The organism is Gemella sp. oral taxon 928 (assembly GCF_001553915.1).
Classification (GTDB): Bacteria; Bacillota; Bacilli; order Staphylococcales; family Gemellaceae; genus Gemella; species Gemella massiliensis.
Genome location: NZ_CP014233.1, coordinates 1,411,344 through 1,435,597 on the forward strand (window position 1 = coordinate 1,411,344; position 24,254 = coordinate 1,435,597).

The window sequence follows — 24,254 nt, forward strand, 5'->3', positions numbered from 1 at the left end:
TCAATCTAAAATCTACAAATTCAATTTTCTTATTAGTGATTGACCATAGCAATTCATTGATTTTGACATTCGTTTTAAAGAGTTTTTCCAAAATCTAATGAACTGTGCAAAGAGCGACTTATAAAATCAATTTCCAGCAAAATCACGATTTTTAAGTCGCTTTTATTATTCATAAATACTGTATTTTCGATTAATAAAATAAATAATTAACGCAGAAAGCGATGCTAAAAGCATTAGCTTAATTCCAAACACTTCTAATACTAATAAAATCGGTGTTAAAAATGATTTTGTAGCAGATGAAAAAACTAATGAGTAACCTATACCGGCTAAAATATAAATTGGTAGTCCTAATGCTCCGGATAATACAACACCAAAACTTGCACCTATCGCAAATAATGGCGTTACCTCTCCACCGCTAAAACCAACTGCTGTGCATATTACTGTTAACAACAATTTCAAAATAAAATCAAACCTTGTTATTTGACCGGTATCAAAAAAAAGAAAAATTTATTAAATTTGTACCCAATGACGTATACTTAAATTGGGTAATAAAACTAATAATTATAAATAAGAATACCAAAATCCAAGTAATAATTTTATTTATCTTTGTTATTTTTTTAGAAATTTCTGAACAATCACAAACAACATTCCAACTAAAATAAAACATATACTTGCTATTACAATTTTTAAATACATTTCCAAGGTTATATTTTTAAAACTAAAATCAACAAAAACAAAAAACTTTTCTAAACCTAATAAATTTGACACCTTTGTAGCCGTAAAAGAAAATACTACGTAAGATATTAATTCATATAAAAACTCTCTTGTGATTTTTATTTTTCTTCCAGTTATCTCTAAGATAAAAAATAATGCTGCCAACGGTGTTTTAAATAATGCGGAAAATCCACAAATCATACCCAATCTAATTAAATAATTACATTGATCGGCACTAAATTTTTCATCTGCAAAATTTTTCCCAATTGTTCCACCTAGTTGAACCGCAACACCTTCTCTTCCTACACTTACCCCTGTTAAATGAGCAAAAAATGTATTTATTACCAATAAAATCGGAAAATACCAGCTTATTTTTTTAATATTTGTCTGTATACCGGTAATTAAATATTTCATTCCTATATTACCGGTTTTAAAATATCTATTACTACGTTTAGTGAATATCAATACAACCGGAGTTAAACAGATTAATTATTGATAATAATTTTTTCCATATTCTATTAAAAATAATAATATTTGACCGAAGTATGAACAAGTTACACTTGTCAAAAAGACAATTATTAATACTCTTATATAAAATTTCAATTAAAATCAATACCCCTTTCCACACTATTAATATTAAATTTTCTAAACCTTGTATATTTCTTTTTTAATTTTTGTACCAAACTACCTAAAAAGTGGAATAAAAAATTTTGATTTTATAAATCAATTTTTCTATTCCACCTTTGAAAATCTATTAAACTTTTTAAAAAGTCGATTAAAATTATATTATTAACGTGTTCTATTTTATCACTTTTAAACCACTTAAATCACTCTTTATTTCTTACTTTTCTTTAATTTTATTTTCTTAGGTTGATCAAAACTAAATCCTTCCCCTATTACATCGTGAACTTCAGTAATAGTTAGAAATGCGTTTGGATCTATTTCATATACCAATGACTTTAATCTACCTATTTCCGTTCTTGCTACAACACAATAACCGATATTCATATCTTGACGTGAGTAACTGCCTTGCCCTTTTAAAAATGTTAAACCACGTTTCATATCTGTATTAATTTTTTCTGTTATTTCGTCTATTTTCTTAGACATTATCATAACACCTTTACCCGGAACTCCACCTTCAACAAAAACATCAATTAACTTAGTGCTAATGTAAACATAAATTAAAGTATATAGAATTGCAGGATAACTTTTTAATGCCATAAAGTTTAGAAGCAAAATTACTCCATCTATTATTTGGATAACTCTACCCACAGAAACACCAAAATGTAACTGAATAATTTTTGCTATAATATCAACACCACCGGTAGTACCACCAAAAACAAAAACAGTGCCTAACCCAACCCCTGCTATAATTCCACCGAAAACAGAAGCTAACAATCTATCTCCGCCAATATCTATTACAACATGATAATTTTCGAAAATATTTATCCAAAGTGTCAACATAATAATACCATAAATCGTATAAATCATTGTTTTTTTATCCAACATTTTATACCCCAATACTAATAACGGAATATTTATCAGCAAAGTCCCATATGATACCGGAAATCCAAAGGCATACCATAAAAATAATGCTATTCCAGCTCCACCGCCTTCTGCAAGATGATTCGGTACATTAAAATGTAAAAGTGCAAAAGAATACACTGCACAACCGAGCATAATAAAAAATAATTCTTTTGCAATTCTTTTTTTATTAACTACCTTTTTTTCTTGTTTCATAACAACCTCCCGAAAATATTAATCTCATCATAATTATATCAATATATTTTTTAAAAAACAATATTCTTCAAAAAATATTTTTGAATTCCCCAAAAAAATCTTATATTTTTTTAGACATTCTCAACATTTTATACTATAATTATATGTATCAATATTGGAGGGATAAGTCATGAATAAAAATTTCATACCGAACTATCTTACCCTTGGAAATATATTTTGTGGTTTTACTTCTATACTAACCACTATTCACGGGTATTATATATGGTCTAGTGTCTTTATTTTTTTAGCAATGCTTGCTGATAGATACGATGGTATCGTTGCAAGAAAATTAGGTGTTTTTTCTGATCTTGGAAAAGAATTAGATTCTTTATGCGATGTTGTGAGTTTTGGTGTTGCTCCGGCAGTTCTTGTTTTTGAAAAATTTGTAACAACTGATAAACCTTCTATTTCCTTAATGGTTATTGTCGCTGTTATTTGTGGGATTTTTGCATGCTGCGGTGCTTATCGCCTAGCAAGATTCAACGTTACTACGATGAAAAAAGGATTTTATCAAGGTGTCCCTATTACAACGTGCGGAACTATTTTGGCTATTGTATCATTGTTCGGATTACCTAGTATTATAATGCTGATACTTACCCTTTTAGGTTCTTATTTAATGGTAAGTAATATAAAAATTAAAAAAATATAATTTAAAAATTAAACTCAGAAATTAATCTGAGTTTTTAATTTTTATTAAACAAAATCAAACTGTGTGAACAAAATAAAATATACCTATCAGATTTAATTTTACTCCAAGCAACTGCTAATTACTTCAACTAAACCAATCGGATTATCCCATGCCATAGAATGCCCTGCATTAGAAACTGTCTTAACAACAATCCCATTCTTCGGCAACTCCTCTAAATCGTCATTCGGCAATGTTTTTTCTCCAAAAATAAAATATTTCGGTATTGGAAAGCTATAAAACAGTTTTCGCCAAGACACTTCCCTATCACTAACTGCATCTTTTGAAATTTGATATGCTGCTTCCGGTAACCAGTTACGCAAGGTCGCAGCCCACATAGTATTTCTACCACTTTCACATAGCTCTATCAATCCTTTTAGTCTTTTTTTGTAATCTTCTTCTGTATATTGTGCTACTGCCCAACTACTACGCCCTTTTTTTGCAGGATCTAAATTATGTTCTGTTAAAATAAGTTTTTCTACTTTTTCTTGGCACAAAGAACACAATTTTATTGAAATAGCTCCTCCCAAGCTATGCCCAAAAAGTATAACCTTGTCTAAATTCAAATCTTCCAAAAATTCACTTAAATATTGTGCGTGATTTTTCACATTATATACAAAATCCAGTGGTTTATCACTATATCCGGCTCCCAATAAATCAATTAAAATCTTTCTATACCCTAAAAATTTTTTATTTGCTGCTATCTCAACATAATCAAATGACCCGGCACAACCCAAACCATGAATAAATATTATAGGTGTTTGTTCCCCCGGAAAATCATTATACCTAATTTTATAATTTCTATTTCTTAATTGATATTCTTTCATAAGCATATCCACCATACCTTTTTTATTTTATTATATCATTTATTTACCTCTTCTTCATTTACTAAATGGTTATTTCTTTTTTTTTCAGCATATTTATTATATAATCGTATAGATGTTTAAAAAATTACATAAGGAGTTTTCTAATGATATTTACCGAAATTAGTAATGATGAATTAAAAAATTTTCAACAAGAAAATAACGAACGTTATTTATTTTCACAATCCTTTGACTTTGCTAATGTATTAAGAACTAAAAAACAAAATTATAAAATATTAGCTGTTAAAGATAATGATAAGATACTTGCTTATGGAGTATTTATCTATTTTCGATATAAAAAATATTTTTATAAAGTTACAGCACAGCATGGACCAATTATGGATTATTCTAATACAAAATTGGTTAAATTTTATTTTGAACAACTAAAAAAATATTATACAAAAAATCTAAGAGTTTTATGTGTTAGGGTAAATCCATTTTTAAACGAAAAAATTTATGACGATGTTAAATTTATTGAGTATAATGAGGAAGCTATTTCTACAGATAATATTCTAACATCTTTTGATTACAAAGCACTTAACGATGATTTATTTACAAATCCGACATTAGCACCTCGTTGCCTTTACTCAACTGAATTAAATTCAGACTTAACTACAGATAACCTTATAAAAAATATCTCTACAATGGCTAAGCGTTCAATTAACAAAGCTCTTAAAGAAAATATTATTATTAAAGAAATTGATATTTTTGATAACTATTATTCAAAAATATTTGATAATATAAATAAAAATACTGAAAAAAGAATAAATTTCGAAGTAAGAGATAGTACTCACTTCAAAATCTTAAAAAAAATTTTAAAAGACAAACTTCATTTAATGGTTTCTTATTTAGATTGTGATTTACTTATCTCTAACCTAGAGAAAGAGAATTTATCTATTACTAATGATAAAAGCAATTTAGTAGAAAAGTTAAATAGCAAAAAAATAAATAGAGATAAAACTTTAAACAAAATAGCAAAGTTAGAAGAATCTATTGTCTTTAATAATAATAAAATATCAAAAATAACAGACCTTAAAAACATTTATGGAAATATAATTTATCTATCCTGTGCAAGTTTTATTGAATCAAATCAAGATTTTATATACTTTTCCGGTGGTATGATAAAAGAATTATCTAAATTTAACGGTACATATGCTATTATGTATGAAATGATTAAATATGCTATCGAAAGAAATTTTAAGTATTTTAACTTCTATGGTACTTCTAAAGATTTTGACTCTGAAGATGCAACCGATTATAGCGTACTTCAATTCAAACGTAATTTTAACGGTAATATTGAATATTTTATGGATAATTATGAAATTCGTAATGCTATTGGAAAAATTTGGAAAATATAAAATTATAGTAAAAAGAAACAATACTGTCCTAAAAGCCGAAAATTATAATACTATTAGTGGTTAGATATAGTGGCGCATTGATTTAAAATACACTTTAAAAGACTTTCCAAAAATTAATAAAATGTATAGGAGCGACTTGATAAAATCGATTTTTTACGAAATCGCGATTTTGCTCAAGACGCTCCTATTATTTATATATCCACAATATAAAAATACCGACAGTGCAAAAGATATGATTGAATTTTGTTATAATCAAAATTAATATATTTTATCTCCTATTTAATATTCGCTTAAATTTCAATATTAAGACGATCTTTTATGGCTTTAACGGTTTTCTTGTAGTTATCTATAAAGAAAGTATCTATATCGCTATCAAGAATTAAAAGTTTATCTTTAAACCCATCCTGCTCAAGTAATTCAATAAGATGGTTTGTAAAACCGTCACGAATATCTTGACTTGCCATAGTCATATCACGAAAACCGTCATTAACATAAGCTGATTTTGGTGGAATAAGAACAATAAGATCCCATTTTTCTTTTGAGATAGCTACCTTATATGATAATTTAAGTGCTTGATATTCTTCTTCCGAGATAACACCTTTAAGATAGTAATCTACATAAGCCATAGTCACGGTAGCATTAGTATCTACAAATACAATACCTGAGTGGCTACCACTATCAATAACGTTTGAAGTCTGTTCATTCTGATTAGCAAAAAGACGAATATAATCATTGGTATCCAATTCATCATCACGAACATTATAAACTTCCTGATAATGTCGTGCATATTCAAGAGAGATTGGAGCATTAAAAACACGCCCAAGATCTTTTATAAGTGTTGTTTTCCCACCTGATGCAGAACCTACAACCAGCACTTTTTTTGTAAAATGGCGTCGAAAAGGCTTAGTAATATAACGCCAATATACGAGGGGATTTTTTCGAATTTCAGTTCCGGATACCGGAACTAAAGTACGATCAATAATTGTAATTGCTACTTCTTTTTCTCTAATTTCGTCAAAATCATTAATTTGATCCCTATCAACACGATATTCATTAGCAAATACTTTCTTAAAATAACTAAGCAAAGGTTTTTGGTAATCTTCTTCTCCAATATAAAATGTCATTTTTTCAAATTGATAATCCGTATTATCTTTAATAAGTTTATGAAGAGTTTTAAGCCAAGGTTCCCAGCCGTTTGGATAAGCTAACATACCTTCTTCATCGAGTTTATCTACTACAAGTTCATCATCATGAAAAACTTCTCGAACATAACGAAAACGGCGATTAAGATGAAGACCGTCACGTGTTCCGCGATCTTCTTCAGTATTTGTTCCCGAAACAATAATCAAAACACCATCATTTTCCCGTTTCGCCTTTGTTATAAAATCTACATGTCCTGTGTGCATTGGGGCAAAAGTTCCAAATACTACTGCTAATTTTTTTATTTTTAATAATTTATGCTTCATTTTTTACATTCCTCTTAACATACTTTTAATAAATTCCATAAATTGATTTATATTTCAAAAGTTTATTGATAATTTTCTCTAAATCCTTTTGTAAAAGTTTAATTCCATTTTTTATTATAAAACACCCCTAAAGTTAATTCTTTTCTTAATATAACTTTTGAGGTAATTTATATTTTTAGGTATTTCTTTCTAAAATAAGAATATTTATATTTATTATAATACATTTTTCATTATCTTAATCAAAACTTTATATTGGATACAAATTATAGTTTCCTTACACTAACTATATTTTTATAACCTATACGAATGTTCTTTGAAATTCCCCATAATTGTATTAACAGCCGTTACCGTAATAAAAGCATTCGGGCAATTTCGTGCTACTAATTTTTTCAGTTGATACATTTCATTTTGTTGTATAACGACTATAATCATACGTTTTTTCATATGACTATATCCCCCTTCAACATCAAGAACTGTTGAACCTCGATGTAATTGATAATTAATAATCTCTACCATTTTCTCCGGACAATCACAAATAATTGTACATTGAATATAAGCTGAAAATAACTTTTGAACACCTTTCATCGTTTGATTTCTTACAAAGCTCATCACCAAAGCATACATTACATATTTAATATCAAAGAAAATCCAAACTATTAAATAAATTGTAATATCTTGTATTAGAAAGACTGTCGGTAAGTTGACTTTTGTTTTTCTTGATAAAAACTTACCTGTTATATCCGTCCCTCCGGTTGAAGCACCACCGACTAATAAACAGCACATTGCAAGCCCTGAGATAATTCCACTAAATATTGCCGCTACCAAAGAATCTCCCAAGTAAACCGGTGTGATAAAATGAGGTAAATTATTTATTAAAAATGATGAAACGCTAATTACTAATCCTGTGAGTAAGATAAATCTTCTACTAATATATTTATACCCTATATAAAATAACGGTAAATTAAATAAAAATTGTGCCGTCCCTATTTTTATTCCTATTAATTTATTCAGAACTAAACTAAGTCCCAATGCACCTCCGGCACCAATGTTATTTGCCGGTATAAGTATCCCTGCATAAATTGAAAATAAAAATGTTCCCAGTATTAAAAGAAAAATATTTTTCAAACTCTTATGTTTATTTGTTTCATAAATTACATTCGACAACATCATAGTAACTATTCCTTATTTTTAATTTTTTAGCTTCTTTTATTGTAATACAAAATAAAAAAAAATCAAGAGATACGAAAATAGAAATTTACAATTTTAATTATTGTAATTTTGTGTTAAAATTTGAGTAATAAGTTTATAAAATTGTATTAATAGTAAATAAGGAGAGCAATAATGATTAAGCTGTACAACACTTTAACCAGACAAAAAGAAATGCTAAATACCATTGAAGAAGGGAAAATAAAAATGTATGTCTGTGGTCCTACGGTTTACAACTATATTCACATCGGTAACGCCCGCCCTATTATTGTTTTTGATGTTGTTAGAAAATATTTAGAACATAGTGGTTACACTGTTGACTTCATTTCTAACTTTACTGATGTTGATGACAAAATTATTAAAGCAAGCCATGAGGAAAATATTTCAACAACTGAACTAACCGATAAGTATATCAAAGCCTTTTTCAAAGATTACGACGCTTTAGGATGTAAACGTGCTACTAAAAATCCACGTGTAACTGAATACATGAATGAAATTATCACTTTTATTAAACAACTTGTTGATGAGGGATTTGCCTATGAATCAAAGGGAGATGTCTATTTTAGAACACGTAAAAAAGAAGATTATGGAAAATTGAGTAAACAATCTATTGATGACCTTATTAGCGGTGCTAGAATTGAAGTGGGTGAACACAAAGAAGATCCTCTTGATTTCGCATTATGGAAAAAAGCAAAGCCCGGAGAAATAAAATGGGAGAGCCCATTTGGTGAAGGACGCCCCGGTTGGCATATTGAATGTTCTGTTATGGCAAAAGAGACTTTAGGAGCTACCATTGATATTCATGCAGGAGGACAGGATTTAACTTTTCCTCATCACGAAAATGAAATCGCTCAATCTGAGTGCCATAATCATGCACCTTTCGCTAATTACTGGATGCATAATGCTTTTATTAATATAGACAATGTTAAAATGAGTAAATCACTTGGTAACTTCCGACTTGTTAAAGACATTATTTCCGAAATTGATCCGATGGTACTGCGTTTATTTATGTTGAGTGTTCACTATCGTACTCCAATTAACTACACAAATGAAAACATTGAGTTAGCCCGAATTAATTTTGAAAAATTAAGAACAGCTTATCATAACTTACAATTTAGACTAAACAATGAAATGTCTATTGAACAGCTGGATAATTCTGTTATAAATGCTATAAATCATGAACTTGAACAATTTGAAATATATATGCAAGACGATTTTAACACTGCAAATGCTCTATCATCGTGGTATGAAATTGTAAGAATTAGCAACTCTTATACTGCACAAGATAATGTCAATAAAGAAACGCTTGAACTTATAAATGCCGCTTTTGAAACTTATAGCAGCATTTTAGGTATTAATGTAAAAGAAAATAGCAACATCAACAGCGTTTATATTGAACAACTAATTGAACAGCGTGAACAGGCACGTAAAAACAAAGATTTTTCACTTGCGGATAAAATCCGTGATGATTTAAAAAAACAAGGAATTGTATTAGAAGATACAAAACAAGGAGTCAGATGGAAAAAGCAATAACATTTAAATTTACCGAAAAAAACTTTGATAATCCAAAACAAATGCAGGCACTTACCCTTGCTTATATCGGTGATAGTATTTATGATATTATAAGTCGGGAGTATATCATGAAATATCATCTTGGTAAAATAAATGATCTTCATCATACAGTGTCAACCATCGTTTCAGCTCGGGCACAAGCCGGATTTATGATATATTTATTAGAAGAAAATTTTTTAACGGAAGAAGAAAAAAAAATTTACAATCGTGCTAAAAATCAAAAAAATAACTCTAAAGCAAAAAATGCAAGCATTATGGAATATAAACTAGCCACCGGTTTAGAAGCTGTTTTTGGTTATTTGTATTTAGAAAAAAACTTTGAAAGATTGGAGGAGATGTTTAATCACATCATTAAATTTTATGAAAAAAAACAATAAACACTATAAAGAATTACGTCAAAAAAATAAATCTCAATACAAATTTCAAAACGATGACATTGAAATTGATAAAGAGGTAATAGCTGGACGTAATGCAATACTCGAAGCAATAAAATCGGGACGTGAAATTAATAAAATACTTTTTCAAGAAGGTATTGAAAAAGGACGTTTAAAATCTATTTTCACTATTGCAAATGAAAAAAAAATCATTTGTCAAGAAGTTCCAAAGCGTAAACTTGATAATTCAACTACCGAACGACATCAGGGAGTTATCGCTTACGTTGCACCATATAATTATTTTGAACTCGACGAAGTAATAAGCACTTTGGATATTGATAAAAATACTACATTACTAATCTTAGATCACATTGAAGACCCTCATAATCTCGGTGCAATTATTCGTTCCGCTGAAGCATGCGGTGTTAAGGCGGTTATTATTCCGAAACGTCGTGCTGCCGTCATTAGTCAAACAGCTGTTAAAGCCTCAGCCGGTGCTATTGAGTATATACCGGTAATACGTGTACCAAATCTAACCGATACAATTAAAAAACTTAAACAAGTCGGTTTTTGGATTGCAGGGACAACACTTTCAGAACGTTCTGAAAATTATACCAAAATTGCTAAAGATGTACCGCTAGCCATTGTTATTGGTAATGAGGGTACAGGTATAAGTAAGGTAATTGCTGATGAATGTGATTTCTTATACCATTTACCGATGCTTGGGAAAATACAAAGTCTTAATGCATCTGTTGCCGCCGGTATAGTGATGTATGAAAGAATAAAAGATAATTAGGAGGATAAACTATGATACTTTTTATTGATTACAACGATATAGACAATTTTTTAACAAAATTCAAAAAAACAACTGAAACTGAAGTTATTAAAATAAAACCTATTCCCAATACTCCAACAAAGATTACAAGCAGTAAGTTTGGCGGTGTTTTTTACCTACCAAAAAATGCAGAAATTCCCACTAATAATAAAGGTGAACAGTTAACATTTCTTGCCCAAATAAATTGTGAAGAATTACCGAAAAATAATATTTATCCAAAAAATGGTATTATGCAATTTTGGATTTACGGTGGAAGTCCTGATTTAGGTGCGGATTTTGAAGTTGACTATAACAACATTAATTCTAATACTAATAAACGGGTACTTTATTATCCGAATATTACAGAGCATTATAGCGAAGATGAAATAACTACATTATATCAACCAAAAAATTTTGAAGAAGAAACCGGAAATACTACGTTAACTCCACTGATGAAAGGTTCTCCTTTTGCATTATCATTTGAATTAGACAAACAATCTATGACACCGACAGATCACCACTTCGATGCTCATTTTGTTAAAGAATGGAACAAAAGATTTCCATCTTTTAAAATAGAGTTAGATTGGACAGGGTTATACGTATATGATGAAGAACTTTATGATTATATAGAAGAACAATTTAACGAAAATTTCTCTGCTGCTCAAATAGGCGGCTTCCCCTCATTTACTCAATGGGATCCACGTTTTAAAGATGAATTTAAAGATTATAATATTTTATTGCTTCAAATTAATTCATATAATAGTCCTGAATGTGAAATTATGTGGGGAGATTGTGGTATAGGTAATTTCTTTATTACCAAGAAACAATTAAAAAAACTGGATTTTTCTAAAATTCTTTATACTTGGGATTGCTATTAAACAACTTTATTATTTTAAGAAAGGAGAGATAACATGAAAAAACAATACTTATTTATTGATGGATATAATCTTCTTTTTCGCATGAAAGAATATGATTTAATAAAAAGTTCTACATTCCCTACTGAACGTGATATACTTATTGATATATTGAAAGAATATTCAAGTGGCAATAACTATATTGTTTACTGCATCTTTGACGCATATTTAACTCGTTCCAAAGAATATATTAAAGAAGAAGCACCAATTAATATCGTCTACACTAAAACCGGTGAAAAGGCGGATCAATGGATAGAACGTAAAACACGTGAACTTCGTATTGAGCATTTCGTTGATATTATTGTTGTTAGTGATGACCACGATGAACGTGATACAACGCTTGGTTACGGTGCAATATTACGTGATTGCCATCGTTTTATTAAAGACTTAAAAGAACGTAAGCAAAATGTTTCTCGCCTTTCTAAAAAACATAATAAAAACAAATTAAGAAATCGTCATATTCGTATGAGCGATAGAGACAGAAAAAAATTAGAAAATTTTCTTATTAATGGTGATAAACTGTAACAAAATCGAAAGTAAAATAAATCAAAATTTTAAAAAAATTGATTTTATAATTTTACTTTCGATTTTTAAATTAAATTTTATATTTAGCTCTCCGGTTTTAAATAAATTATTAGTTTTTATTTGTTAAGTTGAATTTATTATATTCCTTTATTCATACTGTTAATAATCTAATATTAGTATTATTTTCATATTCTCAATATAATTTCAGAAAAAATATTTCTTTTAACAAATAAACACTCTACTCCCGGTTTTTAAACTTAAAAAAGCCAAAATTCAGTTACATTATGCTTTTCCTATATTATCTCATAGTTACAAATTCTTCTGAACCTGTTGGATGAATTGCGACTGTATCATCAAAATCTTTTTTTGTCGCTCCCATTTTTATAGCTACAGCAAAGCCTTGAATCATTTCATCAACACCAAAACCGATACCATGCAGACCGACAATTTTTTCTTCTGCACCAACTGTTACAAGTTTCATTGTACTTGGTTGACGATTATTCGTAACTGCTGAATACATTGGTGTAAATGATGATTTATATACTTTAACATTTTGTTTACCAAATTCTTTTAATGCTTTTTCTTCTGTATAACCTATTGCGGCGATTGGAGGATGCGAAAAGATAACCGTTGCTACATTGTTATAATCTAAATATTCATTTACTTTACCGTTAAATAGTCGCTCTGACAAACGTCGACCCGCCGCTACCGCTACCGGAGTAAGTGCAAGGCGTCCGGTTACATCACCTACTGCATAAATTCCTTCAACATTCGTATTTTGATATTTATCTGTTTCAATAAAACCACGTTCATTTAACCCAACTCCAGCCGCTTCTAAATTTAAGCCTTGTGTTAACGGACTTCTTCCAATAGCCCACACCAGTAAGTCTACTGTTGTTTGTCTATCATCTTCTAATATTAATGTTAAACTATTATCGGAATTTTTCACTACTTTTTTCGGTATAGCATGAGTATGCAGAGTTGGTCCCTCTTTTTCCATAACTTTTACCAATGTATCAACTATATCTTTATCAAATGTTCTCAGCGGTGAATGCTTTCTCACAAATAAGTGTGTGTTAACGCCTAGGCCATTAAATACACCGGCTAATTCTACAGCAATATATCCTGCACCGACCACAGCGATACGTTTCGGTAATTGTTTCAATGCAAATACTTCATTCGAAGTTATTCCATATTCCGCACCCTCAATATTAGGAATAGTCGGTTTCCCTCCTGTTGCAATTAGAATATGATTAGCTGAATATTGTTCACCGTTCACTTCTACAGTATTTTTGTTTATAAATTTAGCAGATCCTTTAATTACGTCCACATTATTATTGCTTAATCCACGTTCATAAGAACCATGTATTCTATCAATATAAGCACTGCGGCTATCTACTAATTTTTCAAAATTAAATTCTAAATTATCAAATGTAAAACCGTAATCTGCTGCGTATAATTTTAGACTTTCTGATATTTGAGAAGCGTGCCACATCACTTTTTTAGGTACGCAACCGACGTTAACACATGTCCCTCCCAATTCGCCTCGTTCAATTAACAAAGTTTTTTCCCCATACATTGCAGCACGATTAATTGAAGCAATTCCTCCACTTCCGCCACCGATTGCAATATAATCATAGTGTTTTACCATATATTTTCCCCTTGTAAAAATTTCAATATATTATTTTACAAACATTGCTATTAGACTTGTTGCTGTTTTTAGTGGTGGAATACTGGCTTCACCTGAGATTATAAGCTCAGGTGAACCTTAAGAAATCCACTGCGTAGCAGTTAGTTCTTAAGGTTGCCACACCACTATAGAATCAGCAACAAATAATATTTTGTATATAAATATATAATATTTTTTACACTCTTTCTTATAAAATTAATACTTAATGCTTTCTGTAAGTATATTATGCACTATTGAAATATTTTTTTCAATAGAAGTGCTTAGGGGAAAAATCATAATTCTTCAAAGTATTTTTTCAAAATAGTGGTTTCTATCTATTTTCTACTATCATTTAGCTAAATCATTTTACGTGATAATGTTATTACTTAATAGTATAATCTTAATTATATAATACTGCGAGGTGATATGATGTTTGACTATATAGAATATTTAAAAACTATTGAAGAATTTAAGACAGCTAAAGAAAATAACGAAAAAGTAGTTTTTGTTTTTTCTGCAAATTGGTGTCCGGATTGCCTAATATTGGATAAATTTTTTGAAGAAACTATAAATAAATTTCCTGATATAAAATTTATCTACATTGATAGAGATAAATTCCCGGAAATTATTCAAACACTGAATATTTTTGGAATTCCATCATTTGTCGCTTATAAAAATAATAAAGAAGTTGCTAGATTTGTTTCAAAAATAGCAAAAACTCAAAATGAAGTTGAAAACTTCTTATTAAAAATTTAACTTTTTCCATAAACAAAATCTACATAATAAATCGTTTTGCTTTCTGCTGACAAAAAGTAACTTACAGAATTTATGTCACAATGCCAAAATCTAAAAAAAAAAAAGAGTTATCTCGATTTAACTTTAAATTCCGATAACTCTTTTTAGTTTTATACTGATATTTTATTTTTATTGTCTATATAATCAAGAAATTTTTCAAATAATTGCTCCATCTCTTCATATGTGTTAAGATGGTTAAGTTCTTTTTTTACCTTTGTTCCACCTTTAATACCTTTCATATAATAAGAGGCATGTTTTCTCATTTCATGTACTGCCACTTTTTCCGGTTTAATTTCCATAAGTCTTCTTAGATGTAGTAAACAAACATCTATTTTTTCTCGTGGGGTTGGCTCAGGTGTTAATTCTCCCGTTTCTAAATACTTCACCGTTCTATAAAGCATCCATGGATTACCCAATGCTGCTCGTCCTATCATCACTGCATCACAACCCGTTTCATCAAGCATTTTTTTTGCAAGTTCCGGACTTGTTACATCTCCATTACCGATAACAGGAACTGTTAATTCTTTTTTCACATCACGAATAACATCCCAATTTGCTTTCCCGCTATACATTTGTACCTTTGTTCTCCCATGAATTGCTATTGAAGAAGCTCCGGCACGTTCTGCATTTTTTGCATTATCCATCACATAGATATGCTCATCGTCCCAACCCATACGCATTTTTACCGTTACGGGTTTTTCCACTGCATCTACTATTCGTGAAATCACTTCATAAACTTTAGCAGGATTTAATAATAATTTACTTCCTGCATCCGACTTTGTTATCTTCGGAACAGGACAACCCATATTTATATCAATAATATCGGCTTGAGTATTTTTATCAACATATTTTGCAGCTTCTACCATACTATCTATATCTCCGCCGAAAATTTGAAGGCTAAGCGGATGTTCTCGTGGATCAATATGTAACATATTCATTGTTTTTTGATTATTAAATAAAATTGCTTTATCACTCACCATCTCAGCACATACTAATCCGGCACCAAACTCTTTTGCTGTTAATCTGAATGCCGCATTACATACCCCTGCCATTGGAGCAAGTACCACTCTGTTCGGTATTTCTACTTCTCTTATTTTAAACATCAGTTATCCTTTCACTTACAATTTTTTATACACCTTAATCTGACTATCAAGTTTATCTAAAGAATTTTTTACACTCTTATTATTTATTAATATATCACCGCATATTTCTAAAATTGGTAACAAAACAAAGATTCTCTCGTGTAAATACTTATGTGGAACTATTAACTTTTCATCATTAAAAACTTTTCCATTAAATTCTATAATATCTATGTCTATCGTTCTATCGCCCCAATGTTCTTTTCTCACTCTGCCAAGATTGTGTTCTATTTGTTGAATATTTTCAAGCAACTTATATGCTGATTTTTTATATTCAACAACGATACACATATTTAAAAAATTATTAGTAGCAACGCCACCCCATGCAGAAGTTTCATAAATGCTGCTACTTTTTTTAATTTTTATACCGATTTTTTCCATTTTTTCTAATGCCGAAATTAAATACTGTTCTCTCGGCTCCAAATTTGTACCCAACGCTAAAATTATCATAATAAATTATCAAACTCCACACGTGTTATAGTTAACTTAGTACCACATTTATCAAAAGAATACTTTAATGGAGCGTTAGGTTTATTTATTTCTAATTTGATCGCTGTAACTTCAGAAAATTTATTAAAAATATTTTTAACAATTTCTCCTGTCAATCGTTCCAATAAATTAAATGTATTTTCTGTTGCTGTCTTTATCACTATATCCGCTATACTTGCATAACTTATACTATCATTCATATCATCACTGAATAACGCCTTAGTATAATTTACATCACATTCAACATCAAAAATAAATTTTTGTCCCAATTTATTTTCTTCATTAAATAAACCGTGATAAGCAAATACTTCTAAATTTTTTATAAATAATTTTGACTGCATATAACACTCCTTAAAACTTCATTACATAACTACAAAATTTTACCATATTTTCAATTTTTTCTCTATTAAAGTGAATTCTCATTTTCTATCAAATCTTTAAAATAAATATTTTAGAACAAAACACTAGATAAATTCCTATAGCATTATCTAGTGTGTTATCTTAAGTAGTAAAGCGGTCCTAATATTCTTCTAATATTTTCTGTAGATTCCAATTCAAGAATTAGTGCTTCATCTATACTTTTTATTTTAGAACTTGTTATTATATCATCTACCGTTTTTGAAAACAGACTAAATTCAAATATCGGAGTAATTTTCAAATCGGAGGTTGGGACAATATTATACAATTCTTTTTCGGCAATTTTTTCTCCGGCAAAAATTTCCTTATAACCACTTTCTGTACTAATTTTAACATTTTTATTTGCTGTAAAATAGGATAAATTATAATGGCTTTTAGGTAATACCAAGATTTTGTTATCTTTTGTTGCCATCCCTATACTATCAAATTCATCTACTTTTAAAATATTTTGATTTGCTTTTGATAATTCTACTGAACCGGTTTGAGTTTTTAAAAATTCTATATTGAATATTTTCCTATAAATTGCTGTAAATTCAAGATTTTTCCCTTTTTCAGCTATTACAGCTCCCAGTTCATTAGTCTGCAATAATTTATTTTTAGACACTTGAATTTTATTTGAATTTTCATCTAATACAGTATAATCTCTATTGGCTTGCCAACCTAAAAATTCTCGTTCAGTTTCTCCTGTTGCTGTTGGAAGATTAACTGCACTGTCTATTCGAGAATTATAAAGAACTTCTTGCCCGTCTGATAAGAATTTATCAATTCCTTTTCCGATAAATTTCACATTAACCCATTCTTCTTCTATTTTTTTAAAGTAGATCTCTAAAACAATATCTTTATCAATATATGAAGATTCGTCGACTACTTTTTTATTTATTCTAAATACTACTTTATAACCGGAATTCGGTTTTACCTTTTCTCTTAATTTCTTTAAAAGATCTCCTATTTTTTTTGTTTGACTCCATTTAATATCCGCATCTTTTATATCATCCGACACTTTTCCAAAACGTTTATTATAATCATCTTGTCTTACACTTACTATATTAGTATTTTCCTCATAATTAGCCTTTATAACTATACTTTCATCAACAGTTTCATCAGCTAATGATGTAATATCTTTTATTTTTTCACCATTTTTTTTATATAAACTATAGCTTACAATATGATACTTTTCCTTATAAAAAAAGCTATTATCTATTTTTTCCAACTTTTCTCCGGTAACTAAGTTTTGTTCTTTAGTGCTTTTTCCGTTATCTAATATCAACTTAGTATTAAATTTTGCTTTTATAGTAATATTATTCGTTATTTCATCGTCATTGGAAGTATTGACTTCTTTGTCATCTAAATAATAACCGCGAAAAGTATAATTACCATTTTTCTCAAAATTATTTTTTAAATTATTGTTTTTAAAAAACTCTGATAACGGTGTATTTTTCTTAGCAGAATATTCTTTGTTTTCATTTTTATACTCTGTTGGAAATTCTACTTTTACGTTTCTCCAATTATCCTTATTTTTCACCAAATTTATCACTATCTTCTCAGCATTATAAGGAATAGTCAAAATATTACCGTTCAAAATAGTTTCTTTGTCATCTACTACTACCTTAGCATTGTTGTAAGTATAATATTTGTCCGTTCTATAGTGCTGTTGCAATTCATAAGGATTTATCTGTATCTCATCTTTGGTTGGTAGATTTATTAAAGTTATATTTTTATTTTTTACAGTTTTTTCATCTTCCATAACGGCTAAATGTATAGTTTTTTTTGTATAGTAATAATCACTTGATTTAGAATACTTTACTTCTCCAATATTTCCATTATTATCAATATTAAAACTCATTACTTTAAGAAAAAATTTTGTATTCGGCTTTAATTTATTTAGTAAATTGTGATCTTTTATTTTTCCGGTTCCAGTTTTATTGATTGCTATTCTAAATAATTCCGTTGGATTTTTCTCATCACCTGATGAATAAAAAATTAGATAATTGTACGAATTTTTATTATAATCTAATAACTCTGCTGTATAGTCTAACTCATCTGTTATTTGTGTTGTTATATTAGTATTTATTTTAGGAGGAGAATATTTCAAAGTTTTTTGAAATATATCAGTATCAAAAATATTTTTTTTCAGCATAGTATCTAAAACACTGGTATTATAATCTGTATAAAAATCAGCATGCACTGTTTCACTATTTATACTTGCAAATCCTAAACATACCAAACAAGGTAATATTAACTTATACTTCATTATTCTCCTCCTTTCATAATTATGGACAACTACTATTATATTACCTAAAAAATTTCACGTCAATTATTATACAGAAAAATATTAAAATCTAGTTAAATGCGATTTAGATTTGTTAAATTAACAACTACTTCGTATATGTAAAACGACATTAATTATAAGAAAATTAAGAACTATTGTTATTATTAATAAAAACGGCATTCTCTCTATTTATGCGCCTTGGTGTCTTGATTATGTTATTTATGAAAATAAAAAAATACAGAAGATATTTTTGTATAGATAGCGGTGTGTCACACTCTTAAATAATCATCGTGTAAAATCGGTTTGTAATATATTTTATTCACGGGAATTCTCATAACAAACAGAGCCAACAATATAAGATTTTATATCTTACATTATTAGCTCTGTTTCTTTGTGTTCGGTTCTTTAATTCAATATCTTTTCTCAACTTTATTAAAATTTTACTTTTGTATATAGAACATGGCAACCATACTATCACGTTCTATCACTACCTTCAACATCTTAACTTACAAATCAATTTCTTCAAAATCCTTTATAGCTTTCTGATATGAAAACCATGTACACAATATAAATGTAATGACACCAATTACAAATATGACAACTTGAGGTATACTTAAATTTGAAGGTTCATTCAAACTTTCTAAACCGGGGATATGATGTAACACTTCCCCTATGACTACTACAATAAAACTAACTATACAGAATATTATAAAAGGTTTCCAAATTTTGTAAGCTGTCTTAAAAAAGCCTGCGAGAAAAATACTGTTAAATATTGCAAATATAATTATTACATATCCAAGATAAGCAACATTTGCATTCATCAATTCTTTTATAGCATAAGGAGCAACGTTACTTGAAACTTTCATCCTAATAATCGTTAGTAGTGTGCATAGGACAAAAGCTATAAATTCGATAAATAAAACAAATAGATATTTAGCTGTAACCACATCTTGTTTCTTAACCGGTAACATTACCGTATATGTAATATCATCGTATTCTCGAATCTGCTGGTAAGTATGAAAAATACCAAGACAGATAAAAAATGTACCAACAAGAATAGGGTATCTTGGAATCATTGTCATAGCTGAAAAAACGATAAACCAATAACTCAAAGGATTTGCTGCCAGCTTTATTTCTTTATAAAAAAGTTTTTTCATCACAAATTCACCTCTTCTCTTTCAATATGTGCCATAATATCTTCAAGTGTCGGTGTACCACCTATTTCCTCGGTATAATGACGAATAAATTCTTCTTTCTTCGTTGATAAAAGTAATTCTCCGTTTTTAATATAGGTAATAGTATTCGCACATTTTTCTAAATCACTAGTGATATGAGTAGAAAATAAAATTGCTACACCTTTAGCGGCAAGCTTTCGAAAAATTTCATTCATTTCATCTCTGGATACCGGATCAAGCCCGCTTGTAGGCTCATCCAAAATCAAAAGTTTAGCATGATGAGAAAGAGCCAAAGTAAGGTAAAATTTCACTTTCATACCCTCAGAAAGTTCCATAATCTTCTTATTTTCGTCAAGCTTAAATGCGGTAAGATAATGACGATACGCCTCATCATCCCAATTATCATAGAAAATACGAGTAATGGCTACAATATCTTTTAATTTTTTCCTTTTATAATAATCTATTCCACCTACTGCATAACCGATCTGTTGTTTAATTTCATCCTCATTATCCAGATAGTCCATTCCAAGAATACGAACGCTACCTGCATTAGGATGTACAAGATTTAAAATAGACTTAAGTGCTGTTGTCTTCCCCGCGCCATTTCTACCTATAAATCCCATAACCTCACCAGCTTCAATACGAAAACTGGTAGGTTTTAATTCAAAAGCTGAATAAATTTTTGTAAGTCCATTTACTTCCAAAATATATTCCATATCATTCACCCTCTTTCTCTTCAAAAGCTGCTTCCATCAAATGTGCAAACGCTCCTTTTGGTGGTATAGCAATACCTCGTTTTTCATCGCCAAGAAGTAAAATTGTATCACCGGGTTTTATATCAAATACTTCCCGTGCCTGTTTAGGTATTACTATCTGACCTTTTTCTCCAACTGTAGCTATCCAAGCATGTTTTCCCTTTGGTGCTTTCATGATAATTAATCTCCTTTTTTGGTATGATTTGTATAACTTGTATGATTTATATAACTTATTATACTATGTAATCTCAAAAAATACAAGCACCGATGTTATAACATAAAACTCGCTACCGTTACACCCAATACGAATAAATCTAATTCTATTTTTTAGTTTTATAAGTAGAAAAATTAAGATTTCTATTCACATTATAAGTCAATAGAAAAGAAATTTTTAAGTTTGAAAACTATTTATTAATCCTTCTATTTCCATAATTGGGTTGTTCTTGAAAAAAGGGGTGTATAATAAAAAATAGTAGCGTAGCAGTCATTAAAACTACTACACTATCCTAAGTTTAACTTTTTGAGGTCAGATGCAACACATTTGACACAGAACCTTATTATACAGCCAATAAAGAAACTCCCAACTTTTTAATTGAGAGTTTCTTTACCGTCATTCAATCATTATTTTGTTGTTGCACTTTCTTCTGCACCAATAGCAGCTTTAGCAGCCGCTATACGCGCAATAATTACACGATAAGGTGAGCAAGATACATAACCAAGCCCAATTTTTGAACATAGTAAAATTGATTTTTCATCTCCACCGTGTTCACCACAAATACCAAGTTTGATATTAGGTTTAGTTTGTCTTGCTTTGTTTACTGCAATTTCCATTAATTGTAGAACTCCGCTTTCATCTAAGTGAACGAACGGATCAGATTCTAAGATATTTTTCTTTTTATAAATATCTATAAATTTCTCGGCGTCATCACGAGAATATCCAAATGTTAATTGAGTTAGGTCATTTGTACCAAAACTGAAGAAATCTGCATGTTTTGCAACTTTATCTGCAATTAAACAAGCACGTGGTATTTCAATCATTGTTCCAACTTTGTAATTGAAATCTGTACCATATAAATGAATTTCTTTTTCCACTAACTCAACAATTTTTTCACGTAAATCAGAAATTTCTTTTTCTAATCCTACTAACGGAATCATAATTTCAACCGTTACTTCATGACCGTCTTTTCTTGCTCTAATTGCTGCTGCACTAATTGCTTTTGCTTGCATTAAGTATATTTCCGGATATGTCATACCTAAACGACAACCACGGTGACCCATCATCGGGTTAAATTCTGCAATACTTTTTATTTTTGCATTCAGTTGTGCTACTGTTACCCCAATTTCTTCGGCAATAACTTCTATTGTTTTATCATCTTTTGGTAAAAATTCATGTAGCGGTGGATCTAATAAACGAATATTTACTGATTTTCCGTCTGCTGCTTTAAATATTTTGTAAAAATCTTCACTTTGAATTGGTTGAAGACGATCCAAGAATTTCACACGTTCTTGTGTATCGGCAGCAAGAATCATTTTTCTTACTAAACTAATACGATCTTCTTCAAAGAACATATGTTCGGTTCTACATAATCCAACCCCTTCAGCTCCGAAATCAAAAGCAACTTTTGCATCTGTTTCATTATCAGCATTAGCAAATACACGCATTTCTCGAATTTCATCTGCCCAACTTAATAATTTTTTGAAACGTTCACTGAATTGTGCTTCTACTTTTTCTACTTCGCCTGAATATACTTTACCGCTACTTCCGTCTACCGAAATTACATCACCTTCATTCAACACTTCATCTGATACTCGTAGTGTTTTATCCTTATAATCTATAATCATATTTTGGCAACCGCAGACACAACATTTACCCATACCACGAGCTACTACCGCAGCATGTGATGTCATACCTCCACGTAATGTAACGATAGCTTGAGAACTTACCATTCCCTCAATATCTTCCGGTGATGTTTCTTCTCTTACCAATATTACCGGATATTTTTTCGCAGCTTCAACAGCTTCTTCCGCTGAAAAATAAATATGTCCTGTAGCAGCACCGGGTGAAGCTGCTAATCCTTGCGTTAATTGTTTTGCATTTTTTAAAGATTTTTCTTCAAATGTTGCATGTAATAATTTATTTACTTCATCAGAACCTATTCGTAAAATAGCCTCTTCTTTGGTAATAACGCCTTCTTCTACCAATGAAACAGCAACTTCTACTACAGCGTTCGGTGTTCTTTTAGCATTACGTGTTTGTAAAATATAAAGTTTTCCATCCTCAATAGTAAACTCAATATCTTGCATATCTTTGTAATGTTTTTCTAATTTTTTAGAAATATCTACAAACTCCTTATATAAATTCGGCATATCTTCTTCAAGAACACTTATATTTTTCGGTGTTCTAATACCTGCAACAACATCTTCACCTTGAGCATTAATTAAATATTCACCAAATAATTCATCTTCTCCGGTTACCGGATTTCTACTAAATGATACCCCAGTACCACAATTTTCTCCCATGTTACCAAATACCATAGCTTGAATATTAACCGCTGTTCCCAATTTATCGCTAATACTGTGTAAACGTCTGTACACTTTAGCACGGTTGTTATTCCATGATTTAAATACCGCTTCAACCGCAAGCATTAGTTGTTCTTTTACACTCATCGGAAATTCTTTTCCGGTTTCCTTTTTGTAAATAGCTTTAAACTCTTCTACTACTTTGAACAAATCTTTTTCATTCATATCGCTATCTTGTTCATAACCATTTTCTTGTTTTACACGTGTTAACACTTCTTCAAATTTATACTTTTCTACACCCATTACCACGTCAGAAAACATTTGAATAAAGCGACGATAGCTGTCGTATGCAAAACGATAATTATTATTTTTCTTAGCTAATACTATAGTTGTTTCATCATTTAAACCAAGGTTCAAAATTGTATCCATCATACCCGGCATTGAATAAACTGCTCCACTTCTTACTGATACTAATAGCGGATTTTCAAGGCTTCCTAACTTTTTGCCGATTTCTTTTTCCAGTATTTCTAATTGCTCATTAATTTGTTTTAAAATTTCAGGTTTAATACGTTCCCCATTTTCATAATAGCTATTACAACTTTCCGTAGTAATAGTGAACCCCGGCGGTACATTAATTCCAAGAGATTTCATCTCTGCAAGGTTTGCACCTTTTCCTCCTAATAAAGAACGCATATCTTTATTACCTTCGCTAAAATTATATACATATTTTTTTGTCATGGTCTTCCCCCCCATATT

General features: G+C 29.7%; 23 protein-coding genes. 8 read left to right on the forward strand and 15 right to left on the reverse strand.

All coding sequences use genetic code 11. The features are described 5' to 3' along the window. Nucleotides 1-165: 165 nt before the first annotated feature. The 3 genes from AXE85_RS08675 to AXE85_RS06525 form a co-directional block, all read right to left on the reverse strand. Complete coding sequence (locus AXE85_RS08675; RefSeq protein WP_231723766.1) at nt 166-459, reverse strand: chloride channel protein; 294 nt, start codon at nt 457-459, stop codon at nt 166-168. Between the two features lie 150 nt (nt 460-609). Continuing rightward, nucleotides 610-1,128 (reverse strand): chloride channel protein, encoded by a 519-nt coding sequence (locus tag AXE85_RS08680; protein WP_231723767.1) that lies wholly within the window; start codon nt 1,126-1,128, stop codon nt 610-612. Between the two features lie 420 nt (nt 1,129-1,548). Next, nucleotides 1,549-2,454 (reverse strand): YitT family protein, encoded by a 906-nt coding sequence (locus AXE85_RS06525; protein ID WP_062174083.1) that lies wholly within the window; start codon nt 2,452-2,454, stop codon nt 1,549-1,551. Nucleotides 2,455-2,623: 169 nt separating this feature from the next. On the opposite strand from AXE85_RS06525, the gene pssA reads away from it, so the two are divergent. Beyond that, nucleotides 2,624-3,142: a CDP-diacylglycerol--serine O-phosphatidyltransferase gene (gene pssA, locus AXE85_RS06530; protein WP_062174085.1), complete on the forward strand. Its 519-nt coding sequence runs from the start codon at nt 2,624-2,626 to the stop codon at nt 3,140-3,142. A gap of 98 nt (nt 3,143-3,240) precedes the next feature. On the opposite strand, the gene AXE85_RS06535 is transcribed toward pssA, so the two are convergent. After that, nucleotides 3,241-4,005, reverse strand: coding sequence for an alpha/beta fold hydrolase (locus tag AXE85_RS06535; protein WP_062174088.1), 765 nt, complete (start codon nt 4,003-4,005; stop codon nt 3,241-3,243). A 143-nt stretch (nt 4,006-4,148) separates the two neighbouring features. Here AXE85_RS06535 and AXE85_RS06540 point away from each other — a divergent pair, with 143 nt between their 5' ends. After that, nucleotides 4,149-5,399, forward strand: coding sequence for a peptidoglycan bridge formation glycyltransferase FemA/FemB family protein (locus AXE85_RS06540; RefSeq protein ID WP_062174090.1), 1,251 nt, complete (start codon nt 4,149-4,151; stop codon nt 5,397-5,399). 290 nt (nt 5,400-5,689) lie between these two features. On the opposite strand, the gene AXE85_RS06545 is transcribed toward AXE85_RS06540, so the two are convergent. Then, nucleotides 5,690-6,865, reverse strand: a complete 1,176-nt coding sequence (locus AXE85_RS06545) for an AAA family ATPase (protein WP_062174092.1) — start codon at nt 6,863-6,865, stop codon at nt 5,690-5,692. Between the two features lie 291 nt (nt 6,866-7,156). Next, nucleotides 7,157-8,032, reverse strand: a complete 876-nt coding sequence (locus AXE85_RS06550; RefSeq protein WP_231723768.1) for a YitT family protein — start codon at nt 8,030-8,032, stop codon at nt 7,157-7,159. Nucleotides 8,033-8,206: 174 nt separating this feature from the next. Between AXE85_RS06550 and cysS the strand changes: the two genes are divergently transcribed. From cysS to AXE85_RS06575, 5 genes are read left to right on the forward strand one after another with little or no spacing between them, the layout of a single operon-like run. Then, nucleotides 8,207-9,604 (forward strand): cysteine--tRNA ligase, encoded by a 1,398-nt coding sequence (gene cysS, locus AXE85_RS06555; protein ID WP_062174096.1) that lies wholly within the window; start codon nt 8,207-8,209, stop codon nt 9,602-9,604. Next, nucleotides 9,589-10,020: a Mini-ribonuclease 3 gene (locus AXE85_RS06560; RefSeq protein WP_062174098.1), complete on the forward strand. Its 432-nt coding sequence runs from the start codon at nt 9,589-9,591 to the stop codon at nt 10,018-10,020. The genes cysS and AXE85_RS06560 overlap by 16 nt, the downstream gene beginning before the upstream one ends. After that, nucleotides 10,004-10,813: a 23S rRNA (guanosine(2251)-2'-O)-methyltransferase RlmB gene (gene rlmB / locus AXE85_RS06565; protein WP_062174100.1), complete on the forward strand. Its 810-nt coding sequence runs from the start codon at nt 10,004-10,006 to the stop codon at nt 10,811-10,813. Before AXE85_RS06560 ends, rlmB begins: the two co-directional genes overlap by 17 nt. Before the next feature lie 11 nt (nt 10,814-10,824). After that, complete coding sequence (locus AXE85_RS06570; RefSeq protein WP_062174102.1) at nt 10,825-11,709, forward strand: YwqG family protein; 885 nt, start codon at nt 10,825-10,827, stop codon at nt 11,707-11,709. A 33-nt stretch (nt 11,710-11,742) separates the two neighbouring features. Next, entirely contained in the window at nt 11,743-12,270 is a 528-nt protein-coding gene (locus tag AXE85_RS06575; RefSeq protein WP_062174105.1) for an NYN domain-containing protein, read from the forward strand. Between the two features lie 298 nt (nt 12,271-12,568). On the opposite strand, the gene gorA is transcribed toward AXE85_RS06575, so the two are convergent. Beyond that, the gene (gene gorA, locus AXE85_RS06580) at nt 12,569-13,921 is read right to left on the reverse strand and encodes a glutathione-disulfide reductase (RefSeq protein WP_062174107.1); all 1,353 of its coding nucleotides are present in this window, start codon (nt 13,919-13,921) and stop codon (nt 12,569-12,571) included. Between the two features lie 447 nt (nt 13,922-14,368). Between gorA and AXE85_RS06585 the strand changes: the two genes are divergently transcribed. Beyond that, nucleotides 14,369-14,695 carry a thioredoxin family protein gene (locus tag AXE85_RS06585; RefSeq protein ID WP_062174109.1) on the forward strand — a complete coding sequence of 109 codons (327 nt, stop codon included), beginning with the start codon at nt 14,369-14,371 and terminating at the stop codon, nt 14,693-14,695. Nucleotides 14,696-14,844: 149 nt separating this feature from the next. Here AXE85_RS06585 and dusB read toward each other — a convergent pair whose 3' ends face one another. From dusB to ppdK, 8 genes are all read right to left on the reverse strand, one after another. Then, nucleotides 14,845-15,837, reverse strand: a complete 993-nt coding sequence (gene dusB / locus AXE85_RS06590) for a tRNA dihydrouridine synthase DusB (protein ID WP_062174111.1) — start codon at nt 15,835-15,837, stop codon at nt 14,845-14,847. Nucleotides 15,838-15,852: 15 nt separating this feature from the next. Continuing rightward, nucleotides 15,853-16,323 (reverse strand): 2-amino-4-hydroxy-6-hydroxymethyldihydropteridine diphosphokinase, encoded by a 471-nt coding sequence (gene folK, locus AXE85_RS06595; RefSeq protein ID WP_062174113.1) that lies wholly within the window; start codon nt 16,321-16,323, stop codon nt 15,853-15,855. Further along, entirely contained in the window at nt 16,320-16,703 is a 384-nt protein-coding gene (gene folB / locus AXE85_RS06600; protein ID WP_062174115.1) for a dihydroneopterin aldolase, read from the reverse strand. The genes folK and folB overlap by 4 nt, the downstream gene beginning before the upstream one ends. Before the next feature lie 155 nt (nt 16,704-16,858). Beyond that, nucleotides 16,859-19,030, reverse strand: a complete 2,172-nt coding sequence (locus AXE85_RS06605; RefSeq protein ID WP_062174118.1) for a hypothetical protein — start codon at nt 19,028-19,030, stop codon at nt 16,859-16,861. A gap of 524 nt (nt 19,031-19,554) precedes the next feature. Beyond that, nucleotides 19,555-20,205 carry an ABC-2 transporter permease gene (locus tag AXE85_RS06610; RefSeq protein WP_062174120.1) on the reverse strand — a complete coding sequence of 217 codons (651 nt, stop codon included), beginning with the start codon at nt 20,203-20,205 and terminating at the stop codon, nt 19,555-19,557. Further along, nucleotides 20,205-20,939 (reverse strand): ABC transporter ATP-binding protein, encoded by a 735-nt coding sequence (locus AXE85_RS06615; protein WP_062174122.1) that lies wholly within the window; start codon nt 20,937-20,939, stop codon nt 20,205-20,207. The genes AXE85_RS06610 and AXE85_RS06615 overlap by 1 nt, the downstream gene beginning before the upstream one ends. A 1-nt stretch (nt 20,940) precedes the next feature. Then, the gene (locus AXE85_RS06620) at nt 20,941-21,153 is read right to left on the reverse strand and encodes an AbrB/MazE/SpoVT family DNA-binding domain-containing protein (RefSeq protein ID WP_062174124.1); all 213 of its coding nucleotides are present in this window, start codon (nt 21,151-21,153) and stop codon (nt 20,941-20,943) included. 446 nt (nt 21,154-21,599) lie between these two features. Further along, nucleotides 21,600-24,236, reverse strand: coding sequence for a pyruvate, phosphate dikinase (gene ppdK / locus AXE85_RS06625; RefSeq protein WP_062174127.1), 2,637 nt, complete (start codon nt 24,234-24,236; stop codon nt 21,600-21,602). Nucleotides 24,237-24,254: the final 18 nt, after the last annotated feature.

Bases quoted from the DNA above. Each gene is read 5' to 3' on its own strand.
- AXE85_RS08680 (WP_231723767.1), bottom strand. From the start codon at position 1,128: ATGAAATATTTAATTACCGGTATACAGACAAATATTAAAAAAATAAGC.
- AXE85_RS06525 (WP_062174083.1), bottom strand. From the start codon at position 2,454: ATGAAACAAGAAAAAAAGGTAGTTAATAAAAAAAGAATTGCAAAAGAA.
- pssA (WP_062174085.1), top strand. From the start codon at position 2,624: ATGAATAAAAATTTCATACCGAACTATCTTACCCTTGGAAATATATTT.
- AXE85_RS06535 (WP_062174088.1), bottom strand. From the start codon at position 4,005: ATGAAAGAATATCAATTAAGAAATAGAAATTATAAAATTAGGTATAAT.
- AXE85_RS06540 (WP_062174090.1), top strand. From the start codon at position 4,149: ATGATATTTACCGAAATTAGTAATGATGAATTAAAAAATTTTCAACAA.
- AXE85_RS06545 (WP_062174092.1), bottom strand. From the start codon at position 6,865: ATGAAGCATAAATTATTAAAAATAAAAAAATTAGCAGTAGTATTTGGA.
- AXE85_RS06550 (WP_231723768.1), bottom strand. From the start codon at position 8,032: ATGTTGTCGAATGTAATTTATGAAACAAATAAACATAAGAGTTTGAAA.
- cysS (WP_062174096.1), top strand. From the start codon at position 8,207: ATGATTAAGCTGTACAACACTTTAACCAGACAAAAAGAAATGCTAAAT.
- AXE85_RS06560 (WP_062174098.1), top strand. From the start codon at position 9,589: ATGGAAAAAGCAATAACATTTAAATTTACCGAAAAAAACTTTGATAAT.
- rlmB (WP_062174100.1), top strand. From the start codon at position 10,004: ATGAAAAAAAACAATAAACACTATAAAGAATTACGTCAAAAAAATAAA.
- AXE85_RS06570 (WP_062174102.1), top strand. From the start codon at position 10,825: ATGATACTTTTTATTGATTACAACGATATAGACAATTTTTTAACAAAA.
- AXE85_RS06575 (WP_062174105.1), top strand. From the start codon at position 11,743: ATGAAAAAACAATACTTATTTATTGATGGATATAATCTTCTTTTTCGC.
- gorA (WP_062174107.1), bottom strand. From the start codon at position 13,921: ATGGTAAAACACTATGATTATATTGCAATCGGTGGCGGAAGTGGAGGA.
- AXE85_RS06585 (WP_062174109.1), top strand. From the start codon at position 14,369: ATGTTTGACTATATAGAATATTTAAAAACTATTGAAGAATTTAAGACA.
- dusB (WP_062174111.1), bottom strand. From the start codon at position 15,837: ATGTTTAAAATAAGAGAAGTAGAAATACCGAACAGAGTGGTACTTGCT.
- folK (WP_062174113.1), bottom strand. From the start codon at position 16,323: ATGATAATTTTAGCGTTGGGTACAAATTTGGAGCCGAGAGAACAGTAT.
- folB (WP_062174115.1), bottom strand. From the start codon at position 16,703: ATGCAGTCAAAATTATTTATAAAAAATTTAGAAGTATTTGCTTATCAC.
- AXE85_RS06605 (WP_062174118.1), bottom strand. From the start codon at position 19,030: ATGAAGTATAAGTTAATATTACCTTGTTTGGTATGTTTAGGATTTGCA.
- AXE85_RS06610 (WP_062174120.1), bottom strand. From the start codon at position 20,205: ATGAAAAAACTTTTTTATAAAGAAATAAAGCTGGCAGCAAATCCTTTG.
- AXE85_RS06615 (WP_062174122.1), bottom strand. From the start codon at position 20,939: ATGGAATATATTTTGGAAGTAAATGGACTTACAAAAATTTATTCAGCT.
- AXE85_RS06620 (WP_062174124.1), bottom strand. From the start codon at position 21,153: ATGAAAGCACCAAAGGGAAAACATGCTTGGATAGCTACAGTTGGAGAA.
- ppdK (WP_062174127.1), bottom strand. From the start codon at position 24,236: ATGACAAAAAAATATGTATATAATTTTAGCGAAGGTAATAAAGATATG.